We start from the raw sequence: 18,777 nt of genomic DNA, 5'->3' as shown, positions 1-18,777 counted from the left end.
GCCGCCATCCGAAGCCGGGTGTCGGCGTAGTATCCTCTGCCTTTTGCGCGGCCCGGCCGCGCCACCGTTGCGAGCGATCCCCTGATGTTGAATCGAGTCTTGACCGGCGTTTTTGGCAGTCGCAACGAGCGTGTGGTGCGGCAGCTGCAGCGCAAGGTCGCGCGCATCAATGCGCTCGAACCCGCATGGGGGAAGTTCACTGACGACGAACTCAAGGGCAAAACCGTGGAATTCCGCGCGCGTCTGGCCAAGGGCGAGAGCATCGATGATCTGCTGCCCGAGGCCTTCGCTACCGTGCGCGAGGCCGCGCAGCGCGTGATCGGCATGCGCCATTACGACGTGCAGATGATCGGCGGCATGATCCTGCACATGGGCAGGATCGCCGAGATGCGCACCGGCGAAGGCAAGACCTTGGTGGCGACGCTGCCGGTGTACCTCAACGCGCTGGAAGGCAAAGGCGTGCACGTGGTCACCGTCAACGACTACCTGGCGAAGCGCGACTCCGCCTGGATGGGCAAGATTTACGGCTTCCTCGGCATGAGCGTGGGCGTGGTTTATCCGGGCATGGAGAACGCCGACAAGTCCGGCGCCTACGCCGCCGACATCACCTATGGCACCAACAACGAATTCGGCTTCGACTATCTGCGCGACAACATGGCCTTGAGCAAGGATCAGCGCTTCCAGCGCGGCCTGCACTACGCCATCGTCGACGAGGTGGATTCGATCCTGATCGACGAGGCGCGCACGCCGCTGATCATCTCCGGCCCGGCCGAGGATTCGCCTGAGCAGTACATCAAGGTCAACCGCATCGTGCCCAACCTGATTCGGCAGGAGAAGGAGGACAGCGAAGGCGACTACTGGGTGGACGAAAAACAGAAGCAGGTGTATCTGTCGGAAGAGGGCATGGAACACGCCGAGCAGTTGCTGCGCCAGGGCGGCGTGATCGACGCGGACACCAGCCTGTACGACACGCGCAACCTGGGCGCGGTGCATCACCTCAACGCCGGCTTGCGCGCGCACGCGCTGTACCACCGCGATGTCGATTACATCGTGCGCGATGGCGAGGTGATCATCGTCGACGAGTTCACCGGGCGTACGCTGCCCGGACGACGCTGGTCCGAGGGTTTGCATCAGGCGGTCGAGGCCAAGGAATCCGTGCCCATTCAGCGCGAGAACCAGACCCTCGCCACGATCACCTTTCAGAACCTGTTCCGCATGTATCGCAAGCTCTCGGGCATGACCGGAACGGCCGATACCGAGGCCTACGAGTTCCAGTCGATCTACGGTCTCGAAGTGGTGGTCATCCCCACGCACCGGCCGATGGTGCGCAATGACCACCACGACCTGGTGTTCCTCAACCGCGATGCCAAATACAACGCGGTCATCGCCGATATCAAGGACTGCTACCAGCGTGGCCAGCCGGTGCTGGTGGGCACCACCTCGATCGAGGTGTCCGAGCTGCTTTCGCAGAAACTGCGCGCGGAGAAAATCCCGCACGAAGTGCTCAACGCCAAGCAGCATGAGCGCGAGGCGCAGATCGTCGCGCAGGCGGGGCGTCCCAAGGCGGTGACCATCGCCACCAACATGGCCGGGCGCGGCACCGACATCGTGCTGGGTGGTTCGCTGGATGCCGAGCTGGCCGCGTTGCCGGCCGATGCCGGCGACGCCGAGCGCCAGCGTGTGAAGGCCGAATGGCAGAAGCGCCACGACGAGGCCATCGCCGCCGGAGGCTTGCACATCATCGGCACCGAGCGCCATGAATCGCGGCGCATCGACAATCAGTTGCGCGGCCGCTCCGGCCGGCAGGGCGATCCGGGTTCCTCGCGCTTTTACATCGCGCTCGAGGACAACCTCATGCGCATCTTCGGTGGCGAGGCGGTGGCGCGCTGGATGCGCGCTTTCGGCATGAAGGAAGACGACGCCATCGAGGAGCGCATGGTTTCGCGCCAGATCGAGAAGGCGCAACGCAAGGTCGAGCAGCACAACTTCGACATCCGCAAGAACCTGCTGGAGTTCGACGATACCGCCAACGACCAGCGCAAGGTGATCTACGAGCAGCGCAATGAGTTGCTGGATGCCAGTGAGGTCGCCGAATCGATCCACGATATTCGCGCCGACGTGTTCGCCGAGCTGGTCAACCGTCACGTTCCGCCGGACAGCGTCGACGAGCAGTGGGACATCGCCGGACTGGATCGCGCACTGGCCACCGACTACGCCATCGAGCTGGATCTGCCCAACTGGATCGAGACGCAGAGCGACGTCAACCACGAGCGCATCCTGCGCCACGTGTTGGAGGTCGCCGAACGCCAGTTCGCGGAGAAGGAAGCCGCGCTCGGCGCCGAGAACATGCGGCAGTTGGAAAAGCAGGTCATGCTCACCGTGCTCGACAACGCCTGGAAGGAGCATTTGTCCAGCATGGATTACCTGCGTCAGGGCATTTACCTGCGCGGTTACGCGCAGAAGCAGCCCAAGCAGGAATTCAAGCGCGAATCGCTGCTGTTGTTTTCGAGCATGCTCGATGGCGTCAAGGCCGAGGTCACGCAGATCCTCGCGCGCATCCGCCTGCAGAGCGAAGCCGAAATCGCGGCCATGGAAGCCGAGCGCCAGGATCAGGCGCAGCGCGCCGCGCTGGAATTCCGGCACGCCGAGGTTAGCGGCTACGCCGCGCCGCCGGCCGATGGCGATGTGGTCGAGGCGCGCTTCGGCGAGCAGGCTGCGACGGTGGCGCTGGCCGCGCCGGCCACCGTGGTGCGCGATGGCCCCAAGGTCGGCCGCAACGAACCCTGCCCGTGCGGCTCCGGCAAGAAGTACAAGCACTGCCACGGCCGTCTGGGCTGAGCAACACCCGCGGCAAGCCTTGGCTGCATGCTGAGCCGGGGCTTATTCCTCGCCGCGCGGATCGCGCTTGCGCGTGGCCTCGGCGGCGACGCTGACGAACTCCGGCTCGGCGCTGTCCAGACGCATCGCGGTCAGGCGCCCTCCCCATACGCAGCCTGTGTCCAACCCGAATACACCCAGTCCGGCGAAGCGGCCCAGCGCGGACCAATGCCCGAACACGATGCGCGTTTCCCGGCGCAGCATGCCCGGCACTTCGAACCATGGATACAGTCCGGCCGGCTGGCTGCCGGGGCTGCCTTTGGCGTCGAAGTCCAGACGTCCACGCGCATCGCAATAGCGCATGCGCGTGAGCACGTTGATGCCGGCACGCAGCCGCTCGGTGCCCTTCAGGCCCGGATGCCACAGCGCCGGACGATTGCCGAACAGGTGCTGCAGCAAGCGCGCATGCTGCGGGCCACGCAGTTCGCGCTCGATTTCAGTGGCCACGCGCTGCGCCTGCTTCAGGTTCCAGCGTTGCGCGAATCCGGCGTGCACCAGCGTGTAGTTGAGCGCGGCGTCGTGGTACAGCAGACGGCGCGTGCGCAGCCATTCCAGCAGCGGCTCGCGATCGTGGGCGAACAACACGCCGCGCAGTTCCGGGTTGACGCGCGCCTGGGCGGCCTCATCGCGTTGCGCCACCGCCAGCAGGCTGAGGTCGTGATTGCCCAGCGTGACCACGGTGCGATCACCCAGATCGCGCACCAGGCGCAGCACTTCCAGCGATTGTCCGCCGCGGTTGACCAGATCGCCGCAAAACCATAGTCGGTCGCGCGCCGGATCGAAGCGCAGGCGCTCGATCAGGCGCTGCAATTCGGGGTAGCAGCCTTGTATGTCGCCTATGGCCCAGATCGCCATCAGCGCAGCCCTCGGAGCGCGTGCGACAAATGGGAATGCGCACGCTGTTCTTTGGCGCGATGCACGTTCAATGCAGAATGCGCGGGGTGCTGAGCACGAACGCGGGGATGTCGGCGGCGAAGCGCGTGCCGTCCACGGCTTGCATCATGTAGCTGCCTTGCATCGTACCCAGACTGGTCTTGAGTACCGCGCCCGATGTGTACTCGTATTGCTCGCCCGGCTGCAGCAGCGGTTGCACGCCGACCACGCCATCGCCGCGCACTTCCTCGGTGCGGCCCTCGGCATCGGTGATCAACCAGTGGCGGCTGAGCAGGCGCGCGGCAACGCCTCCGGCATTGTGCAGACGCACGGTATAGGCGAAAGCGTAGCGCTGCGCATCGGGTTCGGATTGCTCGGGCAGATAGCGGCTTCGCACCTGCACGGCGACGTGGTAGGCATTCAGATCGGACATGCGCGGATTGTGGGCCAGTGCCGCGGGCAGCGGCAAGCGTCGCGCACTCAAAGTACGGATGCCGCACGCGCGACGCCGAATTGCTGCGCGAGGCGCACGAAGTCGGCCGGCGCGAGACGCTCGGCGCGCAGTTGCGGATCGATGCCACAGACGCGGATGGCATCCGCATCAAGCACGCCGCGCAGCGCGTTGCCCAGGGTCTTGCGACGCTGACCGAAGGCCGCGCGCACGACTTGCTCGAGCGCCGCAGGCGCAACCTGCGGCAGTGCCTCGCGCGCCAGCGGGGTCAGCCGCACCACCGCGGATTCGACCCTGGGTGGCGGCCGGAACGCGCGCGCCGGCACCTGCAGCAGCGGCTCGACCGTGCACGCCAGTTGCAGCATCACGCTCAGGCGCCCGTAATCCTTACCGCCCGGCGCCGCGGCCATGCGCTCGACCACTTCCTGCTGCAGCATGAAATGCATGTCGCGGATATGCGCGGCGTAGGCCAGGCAGTGGAACAGGATCGGACTGGAAATGTAGTAGGGCAGGTTGCCGACGATGCGCAGCGGCCGCGCGGCCGCCAGCATGCCCAGATCGACCTTGAGCACGTCGGCATGCAGCAACTGCAGCATGCCGACCGCGGCGGCACGCGCGCGCAGCGGTTCGAGCAGATCAAGGTCCAGCTCGATCGCGGTCAGCACGCCGGCGGCGCGCAGCAGCGGCAGGGTCAGCACGCCCTCGCCGGGGCCGATCTCGAGCAGCGCGTCGCCGGGTTGCGGCGCCACGGCCGTGACGATGCGTTCGATGATGTCGCGATCGTGCAGAAAGTGCTGGCCGATATGCTTTTTCGGCCGCGTCGCGCCGTTCATGCGGCCTGCGCACGGCGCGCAGACAGTTGCAGCGCCATGCGCGCGGCGCTGAGCAGGCTGTTGACCTCGGCGCGATTGTGGCCGGCGATGTCCAGCGCGGTGCCGTGGTCGACCGAGGTGCGCACGTAGGGCAAGCCCAGGGTGATATTGACGCCACTGTCGAATGCTTCGGCCTTGAGCACTGGCAGCGCCTGATCGTGGTACATGGCCAGTACCGCATCGTAGCGCGCGCGCGCGGCCGGCGCGAAGGCGGTATCGGCGGGCAGCGGTCCGAGCAGGTGCATGCCGTCGCCGCGCAGTGCATCGAGGGTCGGAATGATGATATCGATCTCTTCGCGGCCGAGATGTCCGTTTTCACCGGCGTGCGGATTCAGCCCAAGCACGGCGATGCGCGGTGCGGGTATGCCGAAATCGCGCTGCAGACCGTGCCACAGCGCGCCCAGCACGCGGCGCAGCCGTTCTGGCGTGATCGCTGCCGGCACCGCGGCCAACGGCAAATGCGTGGTCGCCAACGCGATGCGCAGGTGCGGGCCGGCCAGCAGCATCAGCACGTCGGCGGCGGTGCGCGCGGCGAAGAATTCGGTGTGGCCGGTGAATGGAATGCCGGCATCGTTGATGATGCCCTTGTGTACCGGCCCGGTGACCAGCGCGGCGTAATGGCCAGCGCGGCAGGCGTCGCTGGCGCGCGCCAGGGTTTCCAGCACGTAGGCGGCGTTGCGCGCATCCAGATGCCCCGGAGTCTCCGGCTGTGCCAGCACCACCGGCAGCACGCGCAGCCGGCCGCGCGCGCGCGCGCCGATGGCCTGATCGTCGGCATCGCTCAAATGCAGCGGCAAGCCCAGCCGGGTGGCCGCGCGACGCAGCAGATCGGGATCGGCGCAGGCAACCAGGTCGGCCGCCAGGTCGGTGTGGGCGAGACGCACTGCCAATTCCGGGCCGATGCCGGCCGGCTCACCCGGCGTCAGCAGCAGACGCGGCGGCGCCGCGTGCATACATCAGCCCTGCGGCGCAGCGGCGGTGCCCGCCGCCTTGGGCAGCATGATGCGCACGTAGGCGCTGGAACGCAGATCGCGCAGGAAGCTGTTGTAGGCGTCCTCGGCCTTGCGGCTGCCGATAGCCATGCGCGCCTGTTCGCGCTGTACCTGCGCCGTGCGATCCGCCTGGCGCGTGCCGAGGCGCTGCACCAGCAACCAGCCCTCGGGCACCTGCAGCGGTTGGCTGACCTCGCCATCCTTCAGCGTGGGCAGTACCTTGCCGACCACTGTTCCCCAGTGATCGACGGTGAACCAGCCCATGTCGCCGCCGTCATTGGCGGTGGTGTCGTCCTGCGAATCCTTGCGCGCCAGCGTGGCGAAGTCGGCCTTGTGATCAACGATATCCTCGCGCAAGGCGAGAATCCTGGCATCGGCCTGTGCGCTGCTGACCAGATCGGAGGTGCGGATCAGCAGATCGCGCGCATGGAACTCGGTGACGATCACCGGCGGTGCCGCACGCCGGCCTTCCAGCTTGAGGATGTAGAAACCCTCGGGCGCGCGCAGCGGCGGGGTGACTTGTCCGGGCTGCATCTTGATGGCCAGATCGGCCAGCGCGGGCGCCAGCTCATCCACGCGGCGCCAGCCGACCACGCCGCCATCCAGGGCGTTTGGCGCCTGCGAATAGCGAATGGCGGCAGCCTTGAAATCCATGCCGCCGGCGATCTGCTTCTCGACCTCGTCCGCCTTGGCCTTGGCGGCGCTGACCTGATCCGGTGAGGCGCCCTCGGGCACCGCGATGAGAATCTGCGCGATGTTGACCTCGCCGGCCTTGAACAGCGGGCTGTTGATCAGGTTGTTGACCTCGGCGTCGCTGACCTGCACGGCGCCGTGGATCACGTTGTCGCGCAGCTTCTGCACCATGATCTGCTCGGCGATCTGCTTGCGAAACGCGGCATAGTCGATGCCCTGTTGCGCCAGCGACTGGCGCAACTGCGTCAGGTCAAGGTGATTCTGCTGGGCGATGTTCTGCACCGCGGCGTCGATTTCCTGATCCGTGGCGCGCACACCGTTTTCCTCGGCGCGCTGCACCTGCAGCTTCATCAGGATCAAACGCTCCAGCACCTGACGCTCCAGCACCGGCTTGGGCGGCAGCGCTTGCGGGTTCTGCGCGAACTGCCGCTGCACTTGCGTCAGCGCAGCATCGAGTTCGCTTTGCAGCACCACACCGTCATTGACCACGGCGACGATGTGGTCCAGCGGCTGCATGGGCTGCAGCAGTTGCGCCTGGGCGATGAGCGGCACGGAAAGTGCCAGCGCCAGCACGAGGAGGGCGGAATTTCGCTTCATGGAGAACAGGCTCGCAGCCGCGGTACGGCGGAATTATTGATAGCCAAGAATAGCATGCGAGAGAAAGTTGCCCGTGCGGGAGCCGAGCCCGCCGATGCCATTGAATACCACCTCGAGCATGATTGCATTGGTCTCGTTGCCCTGAAAGTTGGTCACGTAGCGGCGCAGCACGCCACGCACGGACACGCAGCAGCTATCCCATTCCACGCCGCCAAAAGCTTCCAGTGTCTTGTGGTTCGCCACCGAGTAGTCCCAGCGCCCAACCAGACTCCAGCTCGGGCTGACCGGCCACAGCGCCGACACGTCGTACTGATCGAACAGTCCGCGCCGGTAGCGATACGCCAGATTCAGCACGCCATCGCCATTCAGCCGACGTTGGATTCCGACGCTCGACACGGTGGTGCGATGCAGGTTGGGGTCGTACTGCTGGGTGAGGTCGAGGCTCCAGTTGCGGCTCAAGCCCACGCTGACCATGCCGACATAGGCCGAGCCGGCTTGATTGAGCACCGGATAACCTGGCAGTTGCACGCGCTGCGGGGTGAAGTAGCGGATCTGGCCGATGCCCGCGGAAAAGCGTTGGATGCCCGAGCTGTCGATCAGGCGCGTGCTCAACGCCAAGGTCAGATTGTTGGCGTTCACTTGGCGGTCGGCGCCGGTGTACTGATTGCTGCTGAACAGGCTCCACCAGTCGAACGTCAGCGGCTGCGTATCGAAGATCGGCAAGTTGTTCTGGTTGCGGTAGGGCACGTACAGGTAATACGCGCGTGGCTCCAGGGTTTGCGTGTAGCTGTGGCCGAACAGATTGACGCTGCGGTCGAAGATCAGGCCGCTGTCGAGTTGCGCGATGGGCAGTGCGCGCGAAGGATCGCCGTTGTTGCCCTGCAGCCAGTACCGTGTGTAGCGAAAACCCAGCCTGGGGCGCAAAAACCACGCCGCGCCCTGCAAGGGCGCTTCCAGGTACGGGTACAGATCGAGACGATCGCCCTCTGGTGCACCGTGCTTGCGGAAGGCCACCGCTTCGCTGCGCAGGCCGAAGATCAGAGGCCCGCTGAGCGGAATATCCAGATCCAGCACGCCGCGCGGCAGGCGGCTGTAGGGCTGCACGTCCTGCGGCAACGTCGGATCGGTGAGCTGGTAGGTGTCCACGCCCAGCGCCGCGTTCCACCAACTGCCACCGCCGTTGATGTAGGCGCTGGAGCCGAGCAGGCTGGTCGCGGCGAGGGTCAGGCTGTTGCCGAAATCCTCGAAGTAGGTATTGTCGCTGACGCGGTTGATGTTGGCATTGAAGCTCCAGTCCGGAGTCAGCGCGGTGCTGTCCTGGTACTGCAGCATCCAGCGCTTGCCGCCGTAGAGGTTGTCGTGGGGCATGTAGTTGAAGTTCAACTCACCCTTGCTGGCATCGAGCAGATAACGGAACTGGCCGCCCAGCATCGGGCCGCGCAGGCTGTAAAACGCCGGCTCCAGGGTGGCATCGTAGTTAGGCGCGAGATTGAGGTAATAGGGGACGCGCAGATACATACCGCTGTTGCTGGAGCCGCCGAAACTGGGTGCCAGGAATCCGCTCAGGCGCTGGCCGTTGACTGGAAAGCGCATCCACGGCAACCACAAGAACGGCACGCCCATGAAGCGCATGCTGACATCGTGCGCGATGCCGATGCCGGTGGCGCGGTTGATGTCGAACTGGTGGCCCTGGAAATCCCACAGCCGGCTTTGCGGATCGCAAGTGCTGTAGGTGGCGTCCTGATAGCGGCTGTGCACGCTGTCGAGAATCTGCGCGCTGCGCGCGCGACCGTTGCCGCGCGCTTGCAGCAACTGGTAGCGCACCTGCCGGGCATCGGCGCGTTCGGGCGTGGTGGTGCCGCTGATGCTCTGCGCTGAAAGCAACAGGCTCTGATCCTGATAGGTGACGCCGCCATATGCGCTGTACGCCGTGGTGCTGCGCGTGTAATCGACATTGGGCGCCTGCAGCAGATGATCGCCGCGCGCCAGATGCACGTGGCCACTGAGCTGGTATTGCTCGCCATCACTGCTGCGGGCGTTGGCGGCGTGGATTTGCACCGGCAGTTTGGCGCGCGCGTTGCGGTTGGTCGCGGGCAGGCCGGGCACATAGAAATCCAGCAGATCGTTTCTGCGGCACTGGCTGTAGTTGTAGCGTGGGCGCGCGCAGTCGCGGGCGCCGAGCGGACACAGCGCATCCGCACCCTGCGCCAGGGTCGCGGCACTGGCGTCGAACAAGACAAGAGAGAGGGCAAGAACAACCAGTCGCCGATGCGGCAATGAACGCAAGCAGGGCACGCGCGGCATCCCCAGGAAGACGCGCGTAAACTAGCAGAAGCCCCACGCAATCGGGAACGCGTTCGCTCATGAACGACGCCACCAGGCAAACCCCCGCCGACGCGCACTGGCGCGCGCAGCTCAGCCCCGAGCAGTACGCCGTGTGCCGCTGTTCCGCCACCGAGGCACCGTTCAGTGGGCGCTGGTATCAACACCACGCCGATGGCACCTACGTCTGCGTCGCTTGCGCGGCACCGTTGTTCGACTCCACGGCCAAGTACGACTCCGGCTCGGGCTGGCCCAGTTTCTGGCAGCCGATCAATCTGGTCGCGGTGATCGAGCACGATGACGTCAGTCACGGCATGCGCCGCGTCGAGGCGCGCTGTGCGGGCTGTGGCTCGCATCTCGGCCACGTGTTTCCCGATGGCCCACCGCCGACCGGCTTGCGCTATTGCATCAACTCGCTGGCGCTGGATTTCGTCGCGCGCGACGCGGCTGAAAATCGTCGCTGAGCGGCTTTCAGTCGAGCTGCGCGGCCAGGTAAGCCGGCACCGCCGCGGCCAGCGCAGTGAGGCTGTAGCCGCCTTCCAGTGCCGAAACCAGCCGGCCTGACGCATGCGCATCGGCCAGTGCTGCCAGCTCGGCGCCCAGCCAGGCGAAATCCTCGCTGCCCAGATTCATGTCGGCCAGCGGGTCCAGACGGTGCGCGTCGAAGCCGGCTGAGACCAGGATCAACTGCGGCCGGAACGCGACCAGACGTGGCAGCAGCAGCTCGCGCCAGGTGGCGCGAAATTCCTCGCTGCCGGTGCCGGGCGGCAGCGGCGCATTGAACACGTTGCCGCTGCCATGCTCGCTGGCCGCGCCGGTGCCCGGATACAGCGGGCTTTGGTGGCTGGACAGGTACAGCACGCGCGGCTCGTGCGTGGCGATGTCTTGCGTGCCGTTGCCGTGGTGCACATCGAAATCGATGATCGCCACGCGCTTGAGGCCATGCACCGCCAGCGCATGCGCGGCGCCGATGGCGATGCTGTTGAAGATGCAAAAGCCCATCGCTTGCGTGGCCGTGGCGTGGTGGCCGGGTGGGCGCACCGCGCAAAACGCACGCCGGCACGCGCCGTCGAGTACGGCATCGATCGCCGCGATCACCGCGCCGGCGGCGCGCAAGGCGGCTTCGAGTGAATGCGGCGACAGCACCGTGTCGGCATCCAGATGCAGGGTTTCGCCGCTGCGCGCGCTTTCGGCGGCGATGGCGAAGATGCGTTCGAGGTAGTCCGCATCGTGCGCGCGCTCGAGCATCGCGCGCGTCGCGCACGGCGCCTCGCAGCGGTCCAGCGCGGCGTAATGATCGTGATCCAGCGCGCGCAGCACGGCGGCAAGCCGCGCCGGCGATTCAGGATGTCCGGCGCCGGGTTGGTGCGCGAGGCAGGCTTCGTGGGTATACAGGCGCAGCATGGGTGGGCTCAAAACCGGTGAATGAATCCCTTGCCGTCGCAAGGCTGAGCCTGGGCGTGGCCGGCAAGGCGCGGGGTGCAGAAAATCGCGAGCGTAGCGCGGGCCACGTGAACGATTTTCTGGGCTTCCGCAACGCTGCCGGGCGCGCTCAGACTCGGCCGCGGTAGGCGGCAAGGGGAATTGTTCACGGGTTCTCAGGGCGGCGGTGCTGGCGCTGCCACAGTACCTCGCCGGCGCCACTGGCGCGGGCCAGCACGCGCGCCAGCACGAACAGCAGATCGGACAGCCGATTGAGATAGCCCAGCACCTCGGCGCGCACGCTTTCGGCGCGCGCCAGCGCCACCGTCTCGCGTTCGGCGCGGCGGCACACGGTGCGCGCCAGATGACAGGTCGCCGCGGCCATGCCGCCGCCGGGCAGGATGAAGTCCTTGAGCGGCGGCAGGTCGGCGTTGTAGCGATCGAGCGTTTGTTCCAGCCAGTCGATATCGACTGGTTCGATCAGCGCCATGCCCGGAATGCACAGCTCGCCGCCGAGATCGAACAGCGTGTGCTGGATGCGCGTCAGCTCCTCGGCCATGGCGGCAGGCAGCGCGTTGGTCAGCAGCATGCCCAGCACGCTGTTGAGCTCGTCCACGCTGCCGTAGGCGCCGACGCGCGCGGCATCCTTGCGCACGCGCGAACCATCGCCCAGGCCGGTGCTGCCGTCATCGCCGGTGCGCGTGTAGATTTTCGAAAGCCGGTTGCCCATGTGCACTCCGCAGATCTGGCACCGAGGTCAATTGCGCCGCGTGGCTAAGCGCGCAAGACGCCCGTCTCAACGGGCGGGCGCCGCCGCGGCCAGCGTCGGCCAGCGTCGCGCCAGTAGCGCGTAACCGCCGAACAGGATAGCGCTCCACACCAGCGTGCCGGCCAGCGTGGCTGGATAGAACGGCAGCCCGGCCACGTAGCAGGCGAGCAGCCCGGCGAAGCTGTGCGGGTACATGCCGGTGCTGGCCCACACGCCGAAGTTGGTGATCACGAAAAAGCCCGTGCTGCTGACCACCGCGGCCGTGGCGATGGCGAGTACGCCGCGTCGCTGGCGCAAACGGAAACCCAGCAACACGCTGCCGGCGATGCAGGCATAGACCAACGGCAGCAGCGGGTACAGGCCGATGATCAGATCGGACACCGCCATGGCCGCCAGCGGCACCATGAAGGCGCTGCGGCGATCCGCGAACCAGGTGCCGCCAAACAAACCCAGCGCCTCGACCGGGGTGAAGTTGTAGGGGATCACGCCGGGAATGAAATGGATCACCAGACGCGTCGCCACCGCCAGCGCGATCAGGAGACTGAGGGTGAGCGCGCGTGGCGTGATGAGGCGGACAACCGCTGCGGGCATGGGGCGTTCCTATATAGAGTTGCAAAACCGGGCATCCTGCCGCGGTTTGCAAGCAAACGGACGCGGCAAAGCCGCGCCACCTTTGTCGCGACAAGCGCTGGGGTGCTTGTCGCGGCGGCGCATCCATGCGCCGAACAGTTCGGCAAACCGCAACACAATGCCTGGATCAAAGCAGCAGAAACTGCGGCGAGTTCAAATAGGATACTTCAAAGGTGCCGCCAGCGAGGCGCAGCGCGCTGGCGTGCGCCGGCTCGATGCGCAGCCGGCGCGTGGTCGCGGGCGGCAGTTCCAGCACCTCGGCCAGCAGCGCGCGCAACGGATTCTCGTGGCTTATCACCAGCACGCGGCGTTCGTCGTCAGCGTGTGCGGCAAGGCCACTCAGCCAACCGCGCACGCGCCGCGCCAGGTTCAGCCAGCACTCGCCGCCGGGCGGCGCGCTGCCGACCCAGTCGGCGTTCCACTGCTGCCACGCGACGGGTTGGCGTAGGCTGGCAGTGGCGAAATTGACCCCATTCCATTGCCCCAGATCCAGCTCGCGCAGGCGCGCGTCGGGCAGCGGTTCGAGCGCGAAACGCGCGGCGAAAATCTGCGCGCCCTGCAGCGCGCGACGCAGATCCGAGCAATACAGCAGTTGCGGCGGCGGGCCGATCCAACTGGCCGCGAGCCGCTCCAGCGCGGCGAAGCCCGTGCTGCCCAGGCTCAACGGCGCCTGTCCGCGCAGTGTGCCGAGCGTGGCTTCGGCGCCGCCGCCGCGCACCAGGATCAGTTCCATAACAAGCCTTGGCTTCGAGCATGGGTATGGCCGCGTATCATGCGCGCATGAGCGAGAACGATGGCGCGCACGCGCAGATTCTGATTGTCGGTGGTGGCCTCGTGGGTAGCAGTCTGGCGTTGGCGTTGGATGCCGCCGATGTCGCCTGCACCCTGGTCGAGGCGGCGCCGCAGCGCACCGATGCGCCCAGCGTCGAGGAGCGCAATCTGGCGCTGGCGCGCGCCACGGTCAATGGCTTGCAGGCGATCGGTGTATGGGCGCATGCGCAGGCCGAGGCGCAGCCGATGCGCCGCGTGCTGGTGTCGCGCGCGGGTGATTTCGGCAGCCTGCGTCTGCATGCGCATGAGGCCGGTGTGGATTCCCTCGGACATACGCTGCCGGCACGTGCGCTGGGAGCGGCCCTGCAGAGCGCTTTGCGCGCGGCGCGGCAGGTCGAGCACCTGACGTCGGCGCGCGCGCGCGCGCTGCATGTCGATGCCGCAGCGGTGCGCGTCGAGATTGAAACCGCACAGGGCGTGCTGACGCGGCGGTACGCGCTGGTGGTCGGCGCCGACGGCAGCGAATCGCTGGTGCGCGCGGCATTGGGCATCGACGTGCAGCGTCACGATTACCGGCAAAGCCTGATCGTCGGCCAGGTGCGCTGCGCGCGCGCGCTGGACGGTTGCGCCTACGAACGCCTCGGCGATGATGGCCCGGTGGCATTGCTGCCGCTGGCCGGCGAACGCGCCGGGCTGGTGCTCAGCATTGCCGCGGAAGCTTGTGAGGCGGTGCTGGCGCTGGACGAAGCCGCATATCTGGCTTACGCGCAGCAGCGCCTGGGCTGGCGCGCGGGGCGTTTGCTGCATGCGGCGCGACGGCAGGCGTGGTCGATCCGCCGCAGCGTCGCCACGGCGCTGGTCGCCACGCGCGCCGTGCTGGTGGGCAACGCCGCGCAAACCGTGCACCCGATCGGCGCGCAGGGTTTCAATCTGGGCTTGCGCGATGCGCTCACGCTGGCCGAACTGCTGGCCACAGGTGGTGATCCCGGCGACGCCGCGCGTCTGGCCGCGTATGCCGCGCGGCGCGCGCCGGATCGCGATGGTGTGCTGCGTTTCACGCATGCGCTGGCGACCCTGGGTTGTTTGCAGCAACCCGCACTTGGGCCGTTGCGCTCGTTGGGACTGTTTGCGGGGCAAGTCCTGCCGCCGCTGCACCAGCGCCTGCTGCGCCACGGCATGGGCTGGCGCGGGCAACCGCCGCACGCGGTTCTGGAAACCCTGCCATGAGCCGGCACATGGACGCGGACATCATCGTGATCGGCGCCGGCATGGTTGGCGCCGCCGCCGCGCTGGCGCTGGCGCGGCAGGGTTACACGGTGCAATTGCTGGATGCCGCGCCGCCGCCCGCGCCGCCGGGGCCGGAGCTGGATTTGCGCGTGGTCGCGCTGGCGCCGTCCAGCGCGCGCCTGCTGGCGACGCTGGGGGTGTGGCCGCTGGTGCAGAGCGAGCGCGTCGCGGCGTATCGCGCCATGCATGTAGGGGACGCGGCCAGCGGCGCCGCTATTGATTTCGATGCCAGTCTGCTGGATGCGCAATGTCTGGGCTGGATCGTCGAAAACCGTTTGTTGCAGTGGGCGCTGTGGCAGGCATTGTTGCAAGCAGGCGTGGCGCTGCGCGGCGCCACGCAGGCTGTCGGCCATGCCGTCGATGCGGACGGCGCGCGCGTTGATCTCGCCGATGGCGACAGCCTGCGCGCGCGTCTGCTGCTGGCTGCTGACGGACGTGACTCGCCGTTGCGCCAGGCTGCCGGCATCGGCGTGCGCGGTCGTGACTACGGCCAGCGCGCCGTGGTCGCGCATTTGCGCAGCGCGCGGCCACATGCGCATACGGCGTGGCAGCGTTTCCTGCCCGGCGGGCCGCTGGCCTTGCTGCCGCTGGCCGACGGGCGTGTGTCGCTGGTGTGGTCGCTGCCCGAGGCCGAGGCCGCGCGCATGCTGGCGCTGGACGAGGAAGATTTCGCGCAAGCGGTCGGTGTGGCCAGCGACTTTCGTCTGGGGCCGCTGCAGTTGCGCTCGACGCGCGCCGCGTTCGCGTTGCGTCTGGCGCTGGCCGAGCGCTTCGACGCACCGCGACTGGCGTTGCTCGGCGATGCCGCGCACGCAGTGCATCCGCTGGCCGGGCAGGGCGTGAATCTCGGTCTGCGCGATGTGCAGGAATTGTGCGACTTGCTCGGCGCCGCGCGCCGCGAGGGCCGCGATCCGGGTGCGGCCACGCTGCTGGCGCGTTACGCGCGGCGCCGGCGCAGCAGCGACGCGCGCGATGCCTACTCGTTCGATGCGCTGGCGCGCCTGTTCGCGCTGCAGGCGGCGCCGGTGATGATCGCACGTGGTCTGGGCATGCGCGCGTTGCAGGTCATGCCGGCGCTCAAGCGCAAACTCGCGCAGCACGCGGCGGGCTGGCCGGCTTGAGCGAGCCCCGCGCAGGAGCCTGCCCATGCCGCACGGTTACTCCCTGCGAAATGCGTCGTGGCAGGATTTGCAGGTGTCGGCGGTTTTTATGAACGCGGCCTTGCTGGCAGCCGGGTCGCTGTTTCTGGCGACCGCGGCCAGCGTGGCGGAGGCATTCTCGAAGTTCTGCATCTTGGCGCTGAACTCGGCCCAGTGCTGCCAGATCGCGGGCTTGGCCTCGCTGCGGGCGGTCAGCGAGCCGGGCGGAAAGCCTTCCAGCAACTGCTGGCTGTAGAACTCGATGCGCGCGGCGCCTTGCGCGAAAGTGGCCTGATTCCACGGCCGCATGCCGCGCACCATCTGCGCCATGGGCACGAAATTCCACAGGATGGCGTGGTAGATGCCCTGGCGATAATTGACCGCGGTTTCCGGCTTGACGGTGGCGGCGAGGGCGGTAGTGCCCAGACTGGCGCCAAGCACGGCGGTGGCAAACAGGACGAGCGCACGCATGGTATTTCCCTTGATGGCTGGTGGTTCGACGTTTATACCCAAACGCCGCGGAGGTCACGAGTGCGCGCAGCCACGGTCGCGCGCTGCCGTGATATCAATGATCGCGGTCGACGGTGTAGCGCGCCAGCGTGGCCAGCGCGTCGCGGGCAGTGCCGGGAGTGAGCGGCGCCAATGCGGCGAGGGCGGCCTCGGCGTGCGCTTCGGCGCGTGCGCGCACTTGCAGCAATGCACCGCAGGTGTGGATGATCGCCAGCACTTCGTGCAGTGGCCCGCTGCCTTGGTGGCGGATGGCGTTGCGCAGCAGCTCGGCCTGTTCCGGCACGGCCGCGCGCAGCGCATAAATCAGCGGCAGGGTGACCTTGCCCTCGGCCAGATCGTCGCCGATGTTCTTGCCGAGCGTGTCGGCATCCGAAGTGTAATCCAGCAGATCGTCGGCGATCTGGAAGGCAAAACCCAGTTCCAGGCCGTAGCGCCACAATGCCTCGCAGATTGGCTGTGGCGCGGCGGCCAGCACGCCGCCGAGACGACACGCGGCGGCGAACAGCACCGCGGTCTTGCGCTCGATCACGCGGACGTAGGCGGCTTCGTCGGTATCCGGATTGCCCACACTGAGCAGTTGCAGCACCTCGCCCTCGGCGATGGCGTTGGTGGTATCGGCGAGGATGCCCATCACCCGCATGTCGTCCAGCTCGACCATCAGTTGGAACGAGCGCGAGTACAGAAAATCGCCCACCAGCACGCTGGCCGCGTTGCCCCACAGCGCGTTGGCGGTCTTGCGGCCGCGCCGCAGACCGGATTCATCGACCACGTCGTCGTGCAGCAGGGTCGAGGTGTGAATGAACTCGATCACCGCGGCCAGCTTGTGGTGCTTGTCGCCGACATAGCCGGCAGCGTGCGCGGCCAGCACGTGCAGCATCGGGCGCAGGCGTTTGCCGCCGCCGCCGATGATGTGCTCGGCGATCTGGTTGACCAGCGCCACTTCGGAGCCGAGGCGCGCGCGGATCACGCGATCGACGCCGGCCATGTCGGCGGCGGCCAGATCGCGTACAGCGTCGTATCGGGAAGTGACCTGGGTGGGGGCGGCAACACTCATGCTGTAGATTCACGAATCGTTCAACTGCAATTATAGGCATGGCATACAGGGTCACACGCATCGCGGAGTCGTGGGTGCGTTGTGAATCGTGGCCGCGCCGGCGAACTCTCGTGCGCCATCAAGGTCCCAAAATCCATGACGAAGATGGAAATTCGCAGTGCCCTCGCGCTGGCGCTGGTGGTGGGTTTGCGCATGTTCGGCCTGTTTCTGGTGCTGCCGGTGCTGGCGCTGGACTTGCAGCGCATGCCCGGGGTGACGCCATTGCTGATCGGCGTGGCGCTGGGCATCTACGGCGTCGGGCATTTGTTGCTGCAGATTCCGCTGGGTTTGTTGTCCGACCATATCGGGCGCAAGCCGGTGATCACCCTCGGTTTGGCATTGTTCGCGCTGGGCAGCCTGATCGCGGCGTTGGCGCATGGGGTCGACGGCATCATTCTGGGTCGCGCGCTGCAGGGTACCGGCGCGGTGACCGGCGCCAGTCAGGCACTGGCGGCGGATTTGTCCGGCGAGCACAGCCGCAACGCGGTCATGGGCATTCTCGGCGGCACGATCGGGCTGGCGTTTCTGCTGGCGCTGCTGCTGGGCTCGACGTTGGCGGCGCATTTGGGCGGGCTGCAGGGCCTGTTCGGACTGACCTTCGTGCTGGTGCTGGTGGCGATCGCGGCGCTGTGGCTGCTGGTGCCGCATGCGCCAGCGCCGCGCGCGCACGGCAGCGAGGGACTTGGCGCGATCGTGCACACGTTGCGCGACACGCGCTTGCTGGTTCTGGATGTCTCGGCATTCGTCCTGCATGGACTGCTGACGCTGTTTTTCGTGGTCATGCCGCTGCTGTTGGCGCATGGACTGCACCTGGTGGCGGGGGCGCAATGGCGGGTGTATGTGCCGGCCCTGCTGACCGCGGGGCTGGTGATGGGCGTGGCCTTGCCGCGCATGCGTGGGCTGCGCGCCAGTATACGCGCGCTGCAATTCAGCGCCTTGCTGCTGGCGCTGGGGTTGGCCGCGCTGGCATTTGCGCGTGGCTCGCTGGGCATGGGCATTCTTGGCGCGATACTGTTTTTCGTGGCCTTCAGCATGCTGGAGGCAAGCCTGCCCAGCCTGGTTTCGCGGCTGGCGCAGCCGGCGCGGCGCGGCGCGGCGCTGGGCGCGTATTCGGCGGCGCAGTTTTTCGGCGTGATCGTTGGCGGCGCCAGCGGCGGCGTGCTGCTGGGCACGATCGGCGTGGCCGGGGGGTTCGCAACGGCGGCGATCGTGGCGCTACTGTGGTTCCTCATGTTGCTGCCGGCCGGCGCGCGCCTCGGCCAGCCGGCACCGGCAGGTGCACGGGGCGCGGGCTGACAGGGCGCGGTGCCAGCACGACCGTATCTGCGTGCTAAAGTTTCAAACCTCAGAGGAAGGTCTGGATCAGAGGAAGGTCTGGACAGGTTCGGATCCTCCGCAAGCCATGGCTGGCTTGCCCTCTGGCAAGTCCACGAGGGGACTTGTTCAGAGGTTTCCTGATACTTCATCCTGCGACAGCGG

17 protein-coding genes are annotated in these 18,777 nt (G+C 67.1%); 5 read left to right on the top strand and 12 right to left on the bottom strand.

What is annotated here, in order from left to right; translation table 11 throughout:
- Positions 1–84 precede the first annotated feature (84 nt).
- Entirely contained in the window at positions 85–2,838 is a 2,754-nt protein-coding gene (gene secA, locus ACYDAT_RS11465) for a preprotein translocase subunit SecA (protein WP_461439015.1), read from the top strand.
- A 42-nt stretch (positions 2,839–2,880) separates the two neighbouring features.
- On the opposite strand, the gene ACYDAT_RS11460 is transcribed toward secA, so the two are convergent.
- From ACYDAT_RS11460 to ACYDAT_RS11435, 6 genes are all read right to left on the bottom strand, one after another.
- Complete coding sequence (locus ACYDAT_RS11460) at positions 2,881–3,732, bottom strand: symmetrical bis(5'-nucleosyl)-tetraphosphatase (RefSeq protein WP_461450226.1); 852 nt, start codon at positions 3,730–3,732, stop codon at positions 2,881–2,883.
- Positions 3,733–3,799: 67 nt separating this feature from the next.
- A complete protein-coding gene (gene apaG, locus ACYDAT_RS11455; RefSeq protein WP_461439017.1) occupies positions 3,800–4,183 on the bottom strand; it encodes a Co2+/Mg2+ efflux protein ApaG in 384 nt (127 codons plus the stop codon).
- 47 nt (positions 4,184–4,230) lie between these two features.
- Entirely contained in the window at positions 4,231–5,034 is an 804-nt protein-coding gene (rsmA, locus tag ACYDAT_RS11450) for a 16S rRNA (adenine(1518)-N(6)/adenine(1519)-N(6))-dimethyltransferase RsmA (RefSeq protein ID WP_461450224.1), read from the bottom strand.
- Positions 5,031–6,026: a 4-hydroxythreonine-4-phosphate dehydrogenase PdxA gene (pdxA, locus tag ACYDAT_RS11445; protein WP_461440902.1), complete on the bottom strand. Its 996-nt coding sequence runs from the start codon at positions 6,024–6,026 to the stop codon at positions 5,031–5,033. The genes rsmA and pdxA overlap by 4 nt, the downstream gene beginning before the upstream one ends.
- A 3-nt stretch (positions 6,027–6,029) precedes the next feature.
- On the bottom strand, positions 6,030–7,355 hold the full coding sequence (locus ACYDAT_RS11440; RefSeq protein ID WP_461439020.1) for a peptidylprolyl isomerase: 1,326 nt from the start codon (positions 7,353–7,355) through the stop codon (positions 6,030–6,032).
- A gap of 33 nt (positions 7,356–7,388) precedes the next feature.
- A complete protein-coding gene (locus tag ACYDAT_RS11435; RefSeq protein WP_461450222.1) occupies positions 7,389–9,650 on the bottom strand; it encodes an LPS-assembly protein LptD in 2,262 nt (753 codons plus the stop codon).
- 68 nt (positions 9,651–9,718) lie between these two features.
- Here ACYDAT_RS11435 and msrB point away from each other — a divergent pair, with 68 nt between their 5' ends.
- Positions 9,719–10,141 (top strand): peptide-methionine (R)-S-oxide reductase MsrB, encoded by a 423-nt coding sequence (msrB, locus tag ACYDAT_RS11430; RefSeq protein WP_461450220.1) that lies wholly within the window; start codon positions 9,719–9,721, stop codon positions 10,139–10,141.
- Positions 10,142–10,148: 7 nt separating this feature from the next.
- On the opposite strand, the gene ACYDAT_RS11425 is transcribed toward msrB, so the two are convergent.
- The 4 genes from ACYDAT_RS11425 to ACYDAT_RS11410 form a co-directional block, all read right to left on the bottom strand.
- A complete protein-coding gene (locus ACYDAT_RS11425) occupies positions 10,149–11,081 on the bottom strand; it encodes a histone deacetylase family protein (RefSeq protein ID WP_461439023.1) in 933 nt (310 codons plus the stop codon).
- 184 nt (positions 11,082–11,265) lie between these two features.
- On the bottom strand, positions 11,266–11,829 hold the full coding sequence (locus tag ACYDAT_RS11420) for a cob(I)yrinic acid a,c-diamide adenosyltransferase (RefSeq protein WP_461439024.1): 564 nt from the start codon (positions 11,827–11,829) through the stop codon (positions 11,266–11,268).
- A 66-nt stretch (positions 11,830–11,895) separates the two neighbouring features.
- On the bottom strand, positions 11,896–12,459 hold the full coding sequence (locus ACYDAT_RS11415; protein ID WP_461450218.1) for a DUF6580 family putative transport protein: 564 nt from the start codon (positions 12,457–12,459) through the stop codon (positions 11,896–11,898).
- Positions 12,460–12,625: 166 nt separating this feature from the next.
- On the bottom strand, positions 12,626–13,231 hold the full coding sequence (locus tag ACYDAT_RS11410) for a histidine phosphatase family protein (RefSeq protein WP_461450216.1): 606 nt from the start codon (positions 13,229–13,231) through the stop codon (positions 12,626–12,628).
- 47 nt (positions 13,232–13,278) lie between these two features.
- Between ACYDAT_RS11410 and ACYDAT_RS11405 the strand changes: the two genes are divergently transcribed.
- Positions 13,279–14,496, top strand: a complete 1,218-nt coding sequence (locus ACYDAT_RS11405; RefSeq protein ID WP_461450214.1) for an FAD-dependent monooxygenase — start codon at positions 13,279–13,281, stop codon at positions 14,494–14,496.
- Entirely contained in the window at positions 14,493–15,677 is a 1,185-nt protein-coding gene (locus ACYDAT_RS11400) for an FAD-dependent oxidoreductase (RefSeq protein WP_461450212.1), read from the top strand. Before ACYDAT_RS11405 ends, ACYDAT_RS11400 begins: the two co-directional genes overlap by 4 nt.
- A 36-nt stretch (positions 15,678–15,713) precedes the next feature.
- On the opposite strand, the gene ACYDAT_RS11395 is transcribed toward ACYDAT_RS11400, so the two are convergent.
- Both ACYDAT_RS11395 and ACYDAT_RS11390 read right to left on the bottom strand, forming a co-directional pair.
- A complete protein-coding gene (locus tag ACYDAT_RS11395; protein ID WP_461450210.1) occupies positions 15,714–16,166 on the bottom strand; it encodes a c-type cytochrome in 453 nt (150 codons plus the stop codon).
- Positions 16,167–16,260: 94 nt separating this feature from the next.
- On the bottom strand, positions 16,261–17,259 hold the full coding sequence (locus ACYDAT_RS11390) for a polyprenyl synthetase family protein (RefSeq protein ID WP_461450208.1): 999 nt from the start codon (positions 17,257–17,259) through the stop codon (positions 16,261–16,263).
- Positions 17,260–17,394: 135 nt separating this feature from the next.
- Here ACYDAT_RS11390 and ACYDAT_RS11385 point away from each other — a divergent pair, with 135 nt between their 5' ends.
- Entirely contained in the window at positions 17,395–18,594 is a 1,200-nt protein-coding gene (locus ACYDAT_RS11385) for an MFS transporter (RefSeq protein ID WP_461450206.1), read from the top strand.
- The last annotated feature ends 183 nt before the right edge of the window (positions 18,595–18,777 follow it).

This window comes from Metallibacterium sp., assembly GCF_054637675.1.
Note: the sequence above shows the minus strand (reverse complement) of the source record. Positions and strands in the feature narration are given on the sequence as shown.

Bases quoted from the DNA above. Each gene is read 5' to 3' on its own strand.
- secA (WP_461439015.1), top strand. From the start codon at position 85: ATGTTGAATCGAGTCTTGACCGGCGTTTTTGGCAGTCGCAACGAGCGT.
- ACYDAT_RS11460 (WP_461450226.1), bottom strand. From the start codon at position 3,732: ATGGCGATCTGGGCCATAGGCGACATACAAGGCTGCTACCCCGAATTG.
- apaG (WP_461439017.1), bottom strand. From the start codon at position 4,183: ATGTCCGATCTGAATGCCTACCACGTCGCCGTGCAGGTGCGAAGCCGC.
- rsmA (WP_461450224.1), bottom strand. From the start codon at position 5,034: ATGAACGGCGCGACGCGGCCGAAAAAGCATATCGGCCAGCACTTTCTG.
- pdxA (WP_461440902.1), bottom strand. From the start codon at position 6,026: ATGCACGCGGCGCCGCCGCGTCTGCTGCTGACGCCGGGTGAGCCGGCC.
- ACYDAT_RS11440 (WP_461439020.1), bottom strand. From the start codon at position 7,355: ATGAAGCGAAATTCCGCCCTCCTCGTGCTGGCGCTGGCACTTTCCGTG.
- msrB (WP_461450220.1), top strand. From the start codon at position 9,719: ATGAACGACGCCACCAGGCAAACCCCCGCCGACGCGCACTGGCGCGCG.
- ACYDAT_RS11425 (WP_461439023.1), bottom strand. From the start codon at position 11,081: ATGCTGCGCCTGTATACCCACGAAGCCTGCCTCGCGCACCAACCCGGC.
- ACYDAT_RS11420 (WP_461439024.1), bottom strand. From the start codon at position 11,829: ATGGGCAACCGGCTTTCGAAAATCTACACGCGCACCGGCGATGACGGC.
- ACYDAT_RS11415 (WP_461450218.1), bottom strand. From the start codon at position 12,459: ATGCCCGCAGCGGTTGTCCGCCTCATCACGCCACGCGCGCTCACCCTC.
- ACYDAT_RS11410 (WP_461450216.1), bottom strand. From the start codon at position 13,231: ATGGAACTGATCCTGGTGCGCGGCGGCGGCGCCGAAGCCACGCTCGGC.
- ACYDAT_RS11405 (WP_461450214.1), top strand. From the start codon at position 13,279: ATGAGCGAGAACGATGGCGCGCACGCGCAGATTCTGATTGTCGGTGGT.
- ACYDAT_RS11400 (WP_461450212.1), top strand. From the start codon at position 14,493: ATGAGCCGGCACATGGACGCGGACATCATCGTGATCGGCGCCGGCATG.
- ACYDAT_RS11395 (WP_461450210.1), bottom strand. From the start codon at position 16,166: ATGCGTGCGCTCGTCCTGTTTGCCACCGCCGTGCTTGGCGCCAGTCTG.
- ACYDAT_RS11390 (WP_461450208.1), bottom strand. From the start codon at position 17,259: ATGAGTGTTGCCGCCCCCACCCAGGTCACTTCCCGATACGACGCTGTA.
- ACYDAT_RS11385 (WP_461450206.1), top strand. From the start codon at position 17,395: ATGACGAAGATGGAAATTCGCAGTGCCCTCGCGCTGGCGCTGGTGGTG.